Raw genomic sequence first — 14229 nt, 5'->3', positions numbered from 1 at the left:
GGCCATGTCGGGCTGTGGTTGTGGGCCCACGGCGCGCAGTTGCAGTCCGTCCCCGTGTTGCTGCCGGTGCTGCTGGTCGGACCGGCGAGGCGGGGCCCAGTGCACGGCAGTCGGGTCGGTCGGCCCGGTGCGAGGTTTGGAGCGATGAGATGACGACTCACTCCCCCCTGCTCGTTCCGTTCTTGGGTGAGCTGGGATCAACGCGGGATAAGGAGGGCGAGCACGCGGGTGAGCTGGCCAGTCGTCTCACCTCCCGGGGGATGCGGGTTTCGGTGGCGCCGCTGGTGGGGGAACCTGCGGGCGTGCTGGCGGTTTCCGCGCAGCGTGTGGACGTCCACCCGTACGCGGGCCGGCTGGTGGTGCTGCTGCCGAGCCTTCGCGATCCCGGTGAGTTGTACTGGCACTGGCAGCGGCCTTTCCCGGGGCGCCGGTGGATCGGGGCGCGCTGGTTCCAGCCGTTCCGTCCGGCCAGCGAGCCGGAGGCGGCCGCCGATGCCGTTGAGGCCGCGATCGATGCAGATGTGCGGGCTCGTGCCCGGTCTACGCACATCGGTGCTGAGCCGGGCGGAGGTGTCGCCGACTTCGAGCGGCAGGTCCTGGTCCGTCTGGGGCGGCCCCTGTATCTGCTGGTCTACCGCATCCTGGCCGAGCTGGACTCGGTGGAGAAGCAGGTGGAAGACACCTACCTCCTGCACGAGTTGCTCAAGATCGACCATTTGACGACGCGGGTGCTCCGGGGGCTGGAACGGCAGGCTGCGCTGGGCGGCGCGACGGCGCGGAGGGTGAACGAGCCGCTGACGCTGGCCAAGGTGATGCGCCAGGCGGTGACGCAGGTCGAGCAGTACCGGAAGGTGCGAGTTCAGGTGCCGCCCCCTGATGAGGATGCGGATCTGCCCGGCTACGCGGGACCGGAGATCACGCTGCTGCTGGCCGAGCTGGTGGAGAACGCCACCAAGTTTTCCCCGCACGACACCGAGGTGCAGATGGCGGCGGTCCCGGTGCCCGGAGGGGTGAACATCGAGATCACCGACCGGGGCCTGCCGATGACGTCTGACCTCTACACGTCGCTGAACCGGCTGCTGGCCGACCCGGACGGTGTCAGCCTCCGCGAGCAGATCCTTGCGGGCCCGATCGGGCTGCTGGTGGTGTCCGCTCTCGCCCGCCGCCACGGAATCCAGGTCACGCTGCAGCCGGCCGAGCCCGAGGGGACACGGGCCGTGGTCGCTCTGCCCGCCGCTCTGCTCACCGCACCCCGGCCCGCCGGGCGGCGGTCGCTTCCGGACGCTTCGGCCCGGCGTGCCGCTTCCGGCACCGACGCGCAGTTTGCCCATGGCGGCGCCCCCGGACCGGCAGTCCCACCCCAGCAAGCGCCGCCGCAGGATGCGGTCAACCCGTCGGATGCGTCCCCGGACACCGGCAGCCTCGACGCTCCCCCTGGCGTCGACAGCGAGGGGCGGCCCGCTCTTCCCCAGCGCCGTCGAAAGTGCGGTCCGGAGGGCGCGGCACCCGCCGTCGCGGCAGATGCCGAGGGCGGCCATCCAACCGCCGCGAGTCAGGTGGCCACGAGTCAGGCTGGCGGGCGGAGTGGGGAGCCAGGACAAGGGACCAAGCGGGGACCGGCCGCTGGCCTGCTGAGCGACTTTGCCGGTGCGGCCCGTCCCCGCCCCCAGACCGGCGGCTCTGCCGACCAGGGACCCGAGGGCTCCAAGCCCCCGAGCATCGAGCCCGCCATCCCGCCGAGCGACCCGGCCGCCGGGCCCGCGCCGCAATGACCACGCCAGCATCCCGTTCCAAGGCCGATCGGCCGCTCCCAGCCGCATCCGCCGACCTCTACCAGGAGATTGTGTAATGACGATCCCCCCGGCCTCTGCCGTGTCGTCTTCCGCCGCGCCCGTCGGCCCGCCCGTGTCCCGTACGCCGGCGGGTGAACCGGGCCAGGACCTGGGATGGCTGCTGGACAACTTCCGCGTCGAGGTGCCCGGTATCCAGGCCGCGTTCCTGCTGACGCGGGACGGGCTGGTGCTCGCGGCCTCTGGCCTGACCACCGACGAGGCCGACCACGCCGCCGCGGTGGCCGCAGCGTTGTACTCCCCCGCCGCCGCTGCGGGAAAGATCACTTCTCCGCATCGCGGTGACGTTCAGCAGGTCATCGTCGAGCACGACGACGGATTCACGATCTTGATGAACACCCCCGGCCAGGACCTCGGGCTTCCCGCGGATCGTGGTCCCACCGTCGTCTCGAACCTGCCGACGCCGCAGGCCGGGCCTGCGGTGGTCGGGTGCGTGCTGGGCGTGCTGGCGGGACCGGATGCGCAGACCGGGCTGGTCGCGGACGGGATGGCCATGCTGATCGAGAGCGTCGCCCGGCACATGGTCGCCGCAACCCGCACCAGCACGCCCGGCGCAGACGCCGCCGCTGCAGCCATCCCCACCCCGAACGCCCCCGGGGAGGGCTCCGGGCGGGGAGAGGGAGGCCGCGGCGATGAATAGTCCCCAACGTGACCGCGCCCACGGCCCTCACGGCGACCAGGCCGACGCCGCCTCCGGCTCCCCGTGGGTCGATGAGGACGTCCAACCGGTCCGGCCCTACCTGGTGGTGCCCGACATCCGCGCCTGCCCCCGGCACGAGATGCGGCTGGACACGGTCCTAACCGCCACCACCGCCGGTATCGCCGGTACGGCTGCGAACACCGCTGGGGCGGGGGCCTTGCCGCCCGAGGCCGCGCACGCCCTCGAACTGTGCCACGGGGCCGGCTGCTCGGTTGCCGAGATCGCCGCCACCATCGACCAGCCCATCCTGGTCGCCAAGACCCTCCTGACCGCTCTGATCGACACCGGCGCGCTGGTCATCGAGCCGCCCGCCGTACGGCCTGACCCCTCCACCGAAGGACCGGACGAGCGCCTGCTAAAGGCACTGCTGGAAGGGCTGGAAGCTCTTGACTTCGCCGCCGCCTGAACTCGATCACACGGCTCGCCGGGTGGCCCTGAAGATCCTGATCGCCGGCGGGTTCGGCGCCGGGAAGACGACCATGGTCGGCGCGATCAGCGAGATCCCGCCGCTGTCCACCGAGGAACGCCTGACCGCCGCCGGCGCGCAGGTCGACTCGCTGACCGGGGTGGGCGGCAAGACCACCACCACGGTGTCGCTGGACTTCGGCCGCCGCACCTTCACCCGGCCGCTGCCGATGACGCTATTCCTGTTCGGCACCCCCGGCCAGGGCCGGTTCGAGTTCATGTGGGAGGAACTGGCTCTGGGCGCGGTCGGCGGCGTCGTCCTGGCCGACACCCGCCGCCTCCCCGACGCTTTCCCCGCGCTGGACTTCTTCGAGCAGCACGGCGTCCCGTTCGTCGTGGCGGTCAACCAGTTCGACGACGCCGCCTACCGCTACCCCGGCGACGCGGTCAGCGAAGCCCTCGACCTGCCCGTCGGCGTTCCGGTGGTGGACTGCGACGCCCGCGATCCCCACTCGGTCATCACCGTACTGACCACCCTGGTCCGCCACGCCTTGACCGCGCGCACCTGACCACCGAACCCCTCTTCACCGGGAGCCCGCCCGTGCCTTACGACCTCCCCTCCGGCGACGACGACGCCGAGCTCCAACAGCGGATCCAACTGCTGACCGACCGGGGCCTCGGCGAGGCCACCGAGCAATTCGACGCCTTCGCCGCCGACCTGGCCACCGCCTTCGCCGCCCAGCTCGGCGCAGGCGCCGAGGTCCCCTACGCCATGGTCAACCTGGTCACCCACCAGCAGCAGTACTTCGTTGGCCTGCACTGCCCGGCCGACAAAGACCAGGTCGGGCGGACCATGTCCCGCGACCACGGCTACTGCCCCGAGGTCGTCCGCCGCGGCAAGGCCCTGGTGCTGCCGGATGTGTACGCCCACCCCCGCTTCGCCGCAAACCCCGTGGCCGACAAGATCGGGATCCGCACCTACGCCGGCGCCCCGCTCATCTGCGACGGCGCCCTGCTGGGGACCGTCTGCATCGTCGGCACCACGCGCCTGCCGCTGTCCACCGGCGAGCCCTCCCGCGCGCTGATCAAAGACCACGCGGCCCGGCTGATGAGCCTCATCGCCAACGACACCAGCCGCGGCCGCCACGCCAGCAGCAGTACCGGCGACCCCGCTCGCGCTCCCGGATAGCGGCCGCCACGGGGGGTGATGGATGTCTGCCGGACCGACCACCGGCAGCAGCTCCACGAGGAAAGGGGATGTTCGTGTTCGAGACCGACGACCACCGACAACTTCGCCGGACCGTCCGCGACTTCGCGCTCGCCGAGGTCGCGCCCCGGGTTGCTGAGATGGAATCCTCCGCCGACGTCGACACCGTCCTTCCCGACCTCATCGCCCGGCGGGGATGGATCGGGGTGACCATCCCCCGCCGATACGGCGGCATGGCCGCCGGCCATGTCGCCAAGACGATCATCATCGAGGAGCTGTCCCGGGTGAGCGGGGCGGCGGGCGCGATCGCCCAGGCGTCCCAGCTCGGCGTCGCCAAGATCATCCACTTCGGGAGCGAGCAGCAAAAGCAGCAGTGGCTGCCGCCCATCGCCGCCGGTGCCTGCCTGCCCACCATCGCGACCACCGAAGAGGGCTCGGGCGGGCACGTGCTGGCGATGCAGGCCACCGCCACCCGTGACGGCGACCACTACATCCTCAACGGACGCAAGAAGTACATCGGCAACAGCCACGTCGGCGACGTGCACGGCGCGGTGTTCCGCGCCGTGCCCGAATCCGAGGCGCCCCGGAGCTTAACGGCGTTCCTGGTGGAGGCGAACCGGCCCGGCGTCCGGGTCGAGCCTTACCAGCCCGCGCTGGGTCTGCGCGGGTTCTCTTTCGGCGACGTGGTGTTCGAGGACGTGCGGGTCCCGGCCGCCAACCGGCTCGGCGCCGAGGGCGACGGCCTGGACGTCGCCTACTCCTCCAGCGTCCTGTACGGGCGCCTCAACCTGGCCGCGGTCGCCCTGGGCATCCTGGCCGCAGCCGTCGAAGACACCGTCGCCTTCGCCAAGGAACGGCACCGCTACGGTCGGGAACTGGGCCGCCACCCGGTCATCGGCGGGCGGATCGGGCAGCTCGAACACCGGCTGCGGTCCGCGCGCACGGCGGTCTACCAGGCCGCGCACCTGCTCGACCACGGCAAGCCGTGCGACGCCGACCTTTTCGACGCCAAGTACGGCGCCGTCGAAGCCGCCATCGCCTCCGCCGCCGACGCGGTTCGCATCCACGGCGGAGCCGGGCTGCGCGCCGACCGCAGGGTCGGGCGCTACTACCGGGACGCCATCTGCATCGACGCGCCCGCCGGCACCGCCGACATCCAGCTCCACCGCTTGGCCGAGCACGCCCTCGGCATCGACCACGGACCCCAGTGGTCGCAGCGGTTCGCGCACCTGACCGCCCTGTCCACCGCCAAGGAGACCGCCGCATAACCCCAGCCCTCCAGGCCCGCTCCTGCTCCGCGTGGCGCGGAGCAGGAGCGGCCCCTCCACTCGCACGCCGAGCCGCCGCGCGGCCCGCAGGCCCGGTCTCCACGGCCCCTGGCCGGTCCCGGGCCGCACGGCCCCCGACTCGATACCGCCTTCGCAGCCTCGCCCACCGGAGTTTTGATGCCCAACGTCTCGCTCAACATCGTCGACCCAGACACCGGCCACATGCGCACGGTGGTCGACGCCATCCAGGACGCCTCGGTCGGTGACCTGCTCGCCAAGGCGCGTGCGGCGGAGGACGCGGGGCGCGGTCCTCTGCGCATCGTGTTGATCGTTCCCCGCCAACACAACACTCCCCACATCATCGCCCGCTGGGCGAATCAGCAGGTCATCGACTCTATAGAGCACATGATCACCGGGATCCCCGTGAACGTCTGATAGCCCCGGCCCGCCCTGCTCTTCTGCCATGACGCTGCCCTGTCCGCGGACCTCACTGAACCGAGATGACCACTCACTTCCCAAGAAATCCATCGCGACCGGAGCACCCGGCCGGCGTCTGCTGGGAATCACGATGACCGCGCCAGCGATCCGAGCCGACGACGAGCCGCTGGTGATCGGTGTGGGCTACCAGAACCTTCGCGAGGGCGGAGTCGACGGCGCTGACGACGCCCGGCTCCGGCAGATGGTGGACCGGCTCGCCGATGCCGACCTCGACGCCGTGCTGCTGGGTGAGGCCAGGTGGCTGGACCGGGGCGATCGGCAGCTCCACCAGATCGCTCAGCGGCTCGGGGCGAGTTTCCGGTGCCGGGTGCGCTCCAACTACTACGGGTGCGACATGGCCGTCTTCATCTGTGAAGACAAGCTGTGGGTCGCCGAAGAGCGCCACGAGAACGGGTCGATGAAACCGTGGTTTCACGGGCTGGGCCGGGTCGAGACCCGCGTGCCCGGCTTCGGGCGGCTCGACATCGCCGTCACTCATTTCGCGCCGTCCATGCCCATGCAGCGCCTCTTGGAGGCCGAGGCGTTCCATCTGCTCGGCAAGGCGCCGATGATCGCCGCAGGCGACTTCAACGCCGTCGCCGTCAACGATCCGGCCGACCGTGCCGCCTTCGGGCCCGACAAGGAGCACAAGCTCAGGGACGAGCCCGCCCAGACCATCGCCTCCGCCGGGTTCCGCGACGCCGGCGCCGCCTACGGCGACCTGTCCCCCACCGTCGGCATCGGGGACGGCCAACCCGCCTACCGGTGCGATCGGATCTACTGCAACGTGCCCGGAGTCCGGGTCGCCGACTTCACAGTGCTTCCGCCGTTCTCCTCCGGCCCAGGCCGGATGCGCCTTTCCGATCACGCCGCAGTCATCGCCCGGTTCATCCTCCCCACGATCCCCGGGGCGACGGACCCATCGGTATCCAGAGGTGGCCGGTGAGCGGGCTCTGGCCGGACCACTACCAGCGGCTCCTGCGGGCATTGGCGGCCGCGGCCATCACCCTGGTGCGCCGTGAACCGCGATGCGGCGACCTGCCCGCCGGTGAATGGCCCTATGTCGCCCAGCCGGCACTGGCCGCGCGCGAGCTGCTGGAAGAAGTGCTGCTCGCTGACGCCCGCTTCACCGGCGACCCCGCATTGGCGTGCCCGCCGCTCCCGCAGCACGTCGTCCTCGCGCGAGCAGCACGGTCGGCATCGGAGCTGATCGAGGCCGCCGCGCACTCCACCTCACCCACGCATTGGGCAGGCGAGGCGACCACGCCCGACCTCTACGGCCACCGAGACCGCGCCGACCAGGTGTTACGCGCCGCCGCGTCCCTCTACCGGACCGAACATGCACGATCCCAGCGGCCGGGCCTCTCCCAGTCCCAGACCCGGCTGGCCTCGGCCTACCTAGACGGGCTCGATGCGGCCGTCGACGCGCTCGCCGCGTCGCTGGCCGGCACCAGCGGTTTCCAGCACACCCTGGCCGCCCTGGACCGCCTGCGGGAACGCCCCCGCGCTCCCCATGGCGAGCCGGCGCCCGGTGCCCGCGACGGCCCCAATCCCGGACGAGCCGATCCCGGACGAGCCTGACCGGGCACCGCCGCCCGCCGCGGCCGCGCCCATGGGTCCCCACTCGGGCGCGGTATCCCGCGCACCCCCCGATCTCCGGGACATCCCGGTCCCGGTTGTTCCACCCCTCCTTCAACCTGGAAAGAACCCACGTGACCCCTCAATCGACTTCTGGACGGCTGGCGGCCGGCGTCGCGGCCGCAGCCCTGCTGGCGGCCGGTGCCGCCATGGCGATCGGCACCGCCGCGCCGGCCCACGGCGAACCGGCCCGCGCCACCCTGGTCGGCGAAACCCTGATCAAGGGCGCCTCACCGGCCATGCTGGGCCGCGGGGTGGTCTCCACGCTGGACATCGCCCCGGCGCCGAGCGCGCCGCGCGAAGGCGCCCGCACCATGCAGGGAACGGCCACTCCCCCGGCCGGCCCGGTCGTGCCGGTGCCGCCGTCGCAGTGCCCGCAGCTCTACAACACCACCGGCTGCTACGGGCCCCCGCAGATCAACCACGCCTACGGCGTCGACCGCCTCCACCGGCGAGGGCTGACCGGCAAGGGCCGCACCGTGGCCATTCCGATCTGCCTCCACAACCCCCACCTGCGCAAGGACGTGGCCACCTACTCCCGGCACTGGGGACTGCCCCCGGCCGACCTGGAGGTCCTGCAGTACGGGCAGGTGCCGACCGCCGACCCCGGCGACCCGGGCCAGGCGGGGTGTGCCGCCGAGGCCGCCGTCGACGTCCAGTCCGTGCACGCCATCGCCCCCGCCGCGAAGATCATCGTGGTCGAGACCGGCGGCGGTCTGGACGAGATGGTCAGCGCGATCGGGTGGGTCACCCGCCACCGCCGCGTCGACGCCATCACCGCGAGCTGGGGCATCTCCGAGGCCAACTTCCCCGAGCAGGCCGGGCGTGAGGGCGACTACCGGCCACTCACCCGGCTGCGCGGCCCGCTCAAGGCCGCGCACCGGCGCGGGACGACGCTGATCGCCTCGTCGGGGAACTGGGGCCCGACCGGCCCGAACCTGGCCGGGACCGCGTTCTACGACTTCCCCACGGTGGCGTGGCCGGCGTCTGACCCGCTGGTCACCGCCGTGGGCGGCACCCGCGTCCACCTGACCGACACCGGCCGCCGGACCGCACCCGACCAGGTATGGGACGACGAGGGCGGAGTCGCCACCGGTGCCGGCCTGTCGGCCGCCTTCCGCCGCCCGGCCTACCAGCGCCACGTCGCCAGCGTCGTCGGTGACCGGCGCGGCAGCGTCGACATCGCGCTGAACGGCGCCGGCACGGCCCGCGAATGGTTCAACAGCACCTACAACCCCCTCGCGGGGCAGCAGCCGGGCTGGATCCGGGTCGCCGGGACCTCGATCGCCGCGCCCAAGATGGCCGGGATCGTCGCGCTCGCCGCGCAGCGCGCCGGGCGGCCGCTCGGCGACATCCACCGGGTGCTGTACTCCGCGCCGGGCTCGGCCCGGCTGGGGCTGACCGACCTGACCACCGGCACCAACACCGCCAACGGCGTCACCGGCTACGGAGCCCGCCGCGGCTACGACCTGCCGTCGGGGGTCGGGACCGTCCGGGATGCCGGACGCCTGGTCAACGCCCTCGCCGCCCGCTAGGGCAGCCCGAACTCTTCGCCCCTTGTGCCGCCGAGCCCACGGAACCCGTGGCTCGGCGGCACGAACCCCATGCTCGGAGGCCTGGCAGTGATCGACTGCCTGTTCTGTGATCCGGCCCTCTCCCGCATCCTGGCCAGGAGCGGCGGCTGGTATGTCCGCTTCGACAACTACCCGGCCACGAAGGGCCACGTGGAGGTCGTGCCGTTCAAGCACGTGGGCTCGTGGTTCAGTCTGTCTCCGGTTGAGCAATTGGAGGCGTTCAGCCTGCTCGCCGAGGCGGCCGACGTCATCGCGTCCAGGCGGCAGGTTGACGGCTGGAACATCTTCATCAACGACGGCCCGGCCGCTGGCCGCACCATCGGACACCTGCACGTCCACCTGGTCCCACGCCAGTTCGGTGACCAGAAGGACCCTCGCGGCGGCTGCCGCCGAGGGCTGCCCAATGGAGATCCTACGAAATGGGTCACCCCCCAGGTGCAGGCAACAGCCGTAGCGCGAGACGGCTCCACCGGGAGCGGCACGTGACCAGCGAGCAGGTGAGCGCGGCGGTGTCGAATGCCGATCGTTGGGCGCACCAGCCCGTCGCGGTCGAGGCGATCGTCCGGCAGCTGGGCGGCGGGGGCCGCGCCACGCTGGGGTCGCCGTGCGGGTCGGGGAAATCGGTGATCGCGGCGAAGTCCGCTCGGGCGCTGGTGCCCGATGGGCCGGTGCTGGTCACGGTGCCGACCCTGGAGGTGGCCGAGCAGATGCTCACCACGTTCCGCACCGTCGGCGGGGCGGGGCGGCTGGTGGCGGTGTGCTCGGACGCCGAGGTGCTGGAGGCGGCGGGGGCACGGCAGCCGGGCGACCCCGACGAGCTGGAGAACGTGATCACGACCAGGCCCGACCAGGTCGCCGCCGCGGTGGCGGCCCCGGGCCGGGTGACCGCGGTGTGCACCTACGCCAGCGTCCCGATCGTGGCGGCCGCGCACGCCCGGCACGCGATGGGCCCCTGGCAGCTCGTGGTGTGCGATGAGGCCCACCGGCTCGCCGGACGTGCCGGCAACGCCTGGCAGCAGATCCACGACGACGTGGTCATCCCCGCGAAGCGGCGGCTGTACATGACCGCCACCCTGCGGATCTTCACCGGCGACGACGGCCAGACCATCAGCATGGACGACGAGAAGGTCTTCGGCCCGGTGGTGTTCCGGCTGACCGTCGCCGAGGCGATCAAGCGGGGGCTGCTGGCCGACTACCTGGTCCTGATGGCCGTATGCGACCCCGAGCTGCTCACGGTCGCCGAGCACCTGCAGGTCGGGCGCGCGGCGCTGGCACCGGAGGTACTGGCCCAGCAGATAGCCGTGCTGCGTGCGGCCGCAGAACACGACATCACCGCCATGGTGACCTACCACCACCGGGTCGCCGCGGCGCGCACTTGGGCCAACACGCTGCCGCAGACCTGGAAGACGATGCCCGAAACCCTGCGGCCGGGGTCGCTGTGGACGCGATGCGTGCACGGCGACCAAGACCTGTGGCTGCGGCGTTCCCTGCTCCGGTCGCTGGCCGGGGCCCCCGCCCCCGACGTCGGCGACAGCGACGGCGACGGTGGGCTGCGCGTGGTGACCAACGCGCGGGTGCTGACCGAAGGGGTGGACGTCCCGGCGGTGGACGGGATCGCGATGATCGACCCGCGGTCATCGGTGGTCGACATCATCCAGATGATCGGCCGGGCGCTGCGGATCGGAGACCGCCCCGGCAAGGTCGCCAAACTCGTCGTGCCGCTGCTGCTGAGCCCCGGCGAATCCGCAGGCCAGGCGCTGGCCGGATCGCAGTACCAGCACCTGTGGAGAGTCCTGCTGGCCTTGCGCGCCCAAGACGAGCGCCTGGAGCAGTCGCTCGACCAGGCCCGCGCCCGCAACGGCGCGGCCGCCGCGTTCCCCGTCCTCGGCGGGGAAGGCCCCGACTCCGACCTCGTGCGGGAAGCCGCGAACCCGATGCCGCAGTGGCTGAGCTGGACCGGCGCGAAGATCCCCGCCGGGTTCGCCGAGGCGGTCTGGGTCAAGGCACTGGAGAAGACGACCTCGTCATGGATGGATTATTACGGCGCGGCCCTGGCCTACAAACAAGCCCTCGGCCATATCCAGGTCCCCGCGAAATACCACACGCCCGGCAGCAATCTCCCGCTGGGCTGGTGGCTGCCCAGACAGTACGGCTTTCTCCACTCGACGCTGACCCAGCAGCAGCAACGGCTTCTGGCCGAACTGGGCCCCTACGAAAACGCCCATGAGAGGTCCTGGCGCAAGGGAACGGCGGCAGCCGATGCCTGGCTATCGCGCCACCCCGAAGGCCTGTACGGATTCTCCGCGACCTGGACCCATGACGGCACCAACCTGCACCGCTTCCTACGCGGCCAGGGCGACAGGCGCCGCGCGGGAAAGATGACCGCCGCAGAGGACGCCGAACTGACCGCCCGGGACCCGAACTGGTACCTGACCCTCACCCAACGGCACCTGCGAGCAGCCCGCGCGTTCTACCGCGCGCACGGCCACCTGCTCCCCGAACCCGGCTACCGCACCGCCGACGGCCTTGACCTGCACACCTGGCTGGACCGCTGCCTGCGGCGCCACCGCGACAACGACCTACCCGAACCGCTGCGCCGCGGCCTCGCGCGAGCCGGCATGTGCTTCGCCAAGATCGGCGCCCGCCGACGGCGCGGAATCATCGCCGCCCGCCGGCACGCCCGCACCCACGGGAACCTCCAAGTCCCCGCCGATCACGTCTGCAGCGACGGATACGCGCTCGGGGCTTTTCTCGCGGCACTCAAAGAGCAGATCAGAAAAGGAACCCATCCTCGCTGGGTCGTCGACAACATCGCAGCCATCGACCCGGATTTCTACAAGAGCAAACACGACCGCCGCGCCCACAAAATAGCCCTCGCCAAAGCCTACTTCGACGCTCACGGGCATCTGCCCGCCCCAAGAAGGTCATGGCGGCCCGCCGACCCCAAACCCGACGGCGAGGACTTCCGCCCCTGGCTGGCCGAAATGCGGCAGCACGCCCGCCAGAACGCCGTCTCCCCCGAGATACGGGCGTGCATCGACCAACTCGACGCGATGGACCCCAACTGGCGCGACCGCTCCCCCGACCAGGCGACCCCCGGCCGGGAGCACACGCGATGACCCGGTATCGGCGACGGCCCCGACCGGCCGCCACACCCACCCCGGCCGCAGCGGCAGCGGATGCCCGACGGCTCGAACCCCGCCCGCCCTGCCAGCCCCAGGCCTCGGCGCCGCACCCCGACCCAAATCCCACACAGCCCTCATGGAGCAGGGACCCGCGATATGACCAGATCACGTTCCACCAGCAAAGCCGACATCCGCGCCCAGTGCCAGAAGGTCATCTCCGTCAGCATCAATGATCACTTCGGAGGGTACGAGGCCTTCGCCGCGCTGCGGAACTCGCCCGACCTCCCCAGGATCGGGCCGGTGATGGCCGAAGTCTTCGCCGAATCCATCCAGAAAGGCTGCCGCGTGCTCGGCGCCGTCACCGCCGGCGACCTGCCCAACGTCGAGGCGTTCCTGCCCGACGAGCGCAAGAGCATCGCCCGCGCCCGCGAGGCGGTGCCCGGCATCACGGCGCAGACCATGCTCGGGGCCCGCCGGATCCACCGCACCAACGCCCGCGCCGTCCAGGACCTCATCGAGACCTACGCCACGCACGGCCCCGAGAAGGCCCGCGCGTTCTACCAGCAGCAGACCGCGACCGAGGGCAGCGCCAGCAACCTGCTGATGATGCTGTGGGCGACCGCGATCACCGTGCAGCGCCAGGTCCAAGGAGCCAGACCCGACGGCAAGCAGGGCTAGCGGCCCGATGCGCCAAGCAGACCGAGGCACAGATTCTGCGAACGCGGACACCGCCGCCCATCCCGTTCGGGCATCCGGCAGGCCAACGCGCAGCCGGTCCCGGTGAACCTGTCCCGGCGCACCTCCGACGGCAACCCGCTACCAGCAACAACAGCCCACTGATGACGCTGTGCGGCCGGCCATCCCCCTAGCTCGGTACCCCCGGGCTGACCGGCCGCACCGCCAGACCGTACCGGATACTCTCTGATGAAACGCACCAAACACAGGGTGAACACCCTCGCCGCATCCGGCCATTCACCAGCAGCGCGTCTGCCTGCCCCCAGAGCCCAACCCCTGCCAGGCCCTTCGCTGAGCCCGGCCCTCGACCTGCTGCTGGTGCCCGACGACGGCCCTCGCCTCCTCCGCTCGGGCCGCGCCCTCCCCGTGGAAGTCCGGGGCTCGGCGCGGGTACGGCGCAGGACCGGCGTACTGCGCCAGGTGCGGCGCCCGCTGGCCAGGTGGCTGCGGCGGCGGGGGTGCTCGCGGTGACCGCCGATCAGAGCGCCGCCGCCCCGCTGTTCGTCCGCCTGACCGCCGCACGCCTGACCGCCGCGACCGGTCATCCGGCCGACCTGGAACCCCTCGGCACGACCAAGTGGCGGCTCAGCATGCACCCTCACCCGGGGTCGACGGGAGCCCGGCTGCAGCTGGACTACTCGCCCAACGGACGCGGCATCATCCGCGATCCCAAGGCCCGCCTCACCACCGCCGACGGCACCCTGTGCAAGCCGCCCAAGACCTTCTATGAGTTCCTCAAGGTCTACTACGACCTCGACAAGGACGGCGCATTCCCCCGCTCCGCGCCGACGGCCATGCCCGACCAGCAGGCGCCCGATCAGGCACCGCCGGCCCTGCGGCTCTTCCACACCACCCTGGCTCAACGGCTGCCCGACGAGGTGAGGATCAGCCTCGGATTCTCCCCCGACAGCGGCTGGGCCATCGGCGTCGACGGTGCCCGCGGCGGGCTGCGCTTGTACTTCGTCCCCACGCCGTACGGATCGTCCTGGGCCCTCGATCCGCTCTACGGCATCCAGGTGGTCGCCGACGGCCGTGACCTGTCGGCCCAGGCCGCCGGGAACATGGCCAAAGCGGTCAGGCTCATGAACCCCCGCACCCGCACCGCGCCCCCGCCCGACTCCGCATCCGCGATCGGCGCACCCAGCGGCCCGGCCGCCACCACCTCGACCCAGGTCCGCGACACCGTCGTCATGCGCAACTGACCCGCACCGGTACCGCCCGCCCGGCGCGCCCCCGACACCAGGCACGCC

General features: G+C 71.8%; 14 protein-coding genes. All 14 read left to right on the top strand.

Going from position 1 to position 14229, the window contains the following annotated elements:
• Nucleotides 1-149: 149 nt before the first annotated feature.
• Entirely contained in the window at nucleotides 150-1772 is a 1623-nt protein-coding gene (locus tag AB0C78_RS16735) for an ATP-binding protein (RefSeq protein ID WP_360748086.1), read from the top strand.
• A 76-nt stretch (nucleotides 1773-1848) separates the two neighbouring features.
• Nucleotides 1849-2490 (top strand): roadblock/LC7 domain-containing protein, encoded by a 642-nt coding sequence (locus tag AB0C78_RS16730; RefSeq protein ID WP_360748083.1) that lies wholly within the window; start codon nucleotides 1849-1851, stop codon nucleotides 2488-2490.
• On the top strand, nucleotides 2483-2956 hold the full coding sequence (locus AB0C78_RS16725; RefSeq protein WP_360748080.1) for a DUF742 domain-containing protein: 474 nt from the start codon (nucleotides 2483-2485) through the stop codon (nucleotides 2954-2956). The genes AB0C78_RS16730 and AB0C78_RS16725 overlap by 8 nt, the downstream gene beginning before the upstream one ends.
• Nucleotides 2957-2978: 22 nt before the next feature.
• Nucleotides 2979-3524 carry an ATP/GTP-binding protein gene (locus AB0C78_RS16720; protein WP_360748077.1) on the top strand — a complete coding sequence of 182 codons (546 nt, stop codon included), beginning with the start codon at nucleotides 2979-2981 and terminating at the stop codon, nucleotides 3522-3524.
• Between the two features lie 32 nt (nucleotides 3525-3556).
• The gene (locus AB0C78_RS16715) at nucleotides 3557-4144 is read left to right on the top strand and encodes a GAF domain-containing protein (protein WP_360748074.1); all 588 of its coding nucleotides are present in this window, start codon (nucleotides 3557-3559) and stop codon (nucleotides 4142-4144) included.
• A 68-nt stretch (nucleotides 4145-4212) separates the two neighbouring features.
• Nucleotides 4213-5430, top strand: coding sequence for an acyl-CoA dehydrogenase family protein (locus AB0C78_RS16710; RefSeq protein ID WP_360748071.1), 1218 nt, complete (start codon nucleotides 4213-4215; stop codon nucleotides 5428-5430).
• Nucleotides 5431-5607: 177 nt separating this feature from the next.
• Nucleotides 5608-5865 (top strand): hypothetical protein, encoded by a 258-nt coding sequence (locus tag AB0C78_RS16705; RefSeq protein ID WP_360748068.1) that lies wholly within the window; start codon nucleotides 5608-5610, stop codon nucleotides 5863-5865.
• Between the two features lie 133 nt (nucleotides 5866-5998).
• Nucleotides 5999-6853, top strand: a complete 855-nt coding sequence (locus tag AB0C78_RS16700; RefSeq protein WP_360748065.1) for an endonuclease/exonuclease/phosphatase family protein — start codon at nucleotides 5999-6001, stop codon at nucleotides 6851-6853.
• Nucleotides 6850-7488 carry a hypothetical protein gene (locus AB0C78_RS16695; protein ID WP_360748062.1) on the top strand — a complete coding sequence of 213 codons (639 nt, stop codon included), beginning with the start codon at nucleotides 6850-6852 and terminating at the stop codon, nucleotides 7486-7488. Before AB0C78_RS16700 ends, AB0C78_RS16695 begins: the two co-directional genes overlap by 4 nt.
• A 131-nt stretch (nucleotides 7489-7619) precedes the next feature.
• Nucleotides 7620-9080, top strand: a complete 1461-nt coding sequence (locus AB0C78_RS16690; RefSeq protein ID WP_360748059.1) for a S53 family peptidase — start codon at nucleotides 7620-7622, stop codon at nucleotides 9078-9080.
• A gap of 87 nt (nucleotides 9081-9167) precedes the next feature.
• Nucleotides 9168-9605, top strand: a complete 438-nt coding sequence (locus AB0C78_RS16685) for an HIT domain-containing protein (RefSeq protein ID WP_360748056.1) — start codon at nucleotides 9168-9170, stop codon at nucleotides 9603-9605.
• On the top strand, nucleotides 9602-12238 hold the full coding sequence (locus tag AB0C78_RS16680; protein ID WP_360748053.1) for a Helicase associated domain protein: 2637 nt from the start codon (nucleotides 9602-9604) through the stop codon (nucleotides 12236-12238). Before AB0C78_RS16685 ends, AB0C78_RS16680 begins: the two co-directional genes overlap by 4 nt.
• 162 nt (nucleotides 12239-12400) lie before the next feature.
• Nucleotides 12401-12922: a hypothetical protein gene (locus AB0C78_RS16675; RefSeq protein WP_360748050.1), complete on the top strand. Its 522-nt coding sequence runs from the start codon at nucleotides 12401-12403 to the stop codon at nucleotides 12920-12922.
• Nucleotides 12923-13446: 524 nt separating this feature from the next.
• The gene (locus tag AB0C78_RS16670) at nucleotides 13447-14181 is read left to right on the top strand and encodes a hypothetical protein (protein ID WP_360748047.1); all 735 of its coding nucleotides are present in this window, start codon (nucleotides 13447-13449) and stop codon (nucleotides 14179-14181) included.
• The last annotated feature ends 48 nt before the right edge of the window (nucleotides 14182-14229 follow it).

Origin of the sequence: Actinomadura sp. NPDC048394 (assembly GCF_040651755.1) — a bacterium.
GTDB classification, from domain to species: Bacteria; Actinomycetota; Actinomycetes; order Streptosporangiales; family Streptosporangiaceae; genus Spirillospora; species Spirillospora montaniterrae.
Note: the sequence above shows the minus strand (reverse complement) of the source record. Positions and strands in the feature narration are given on the sequence as shown.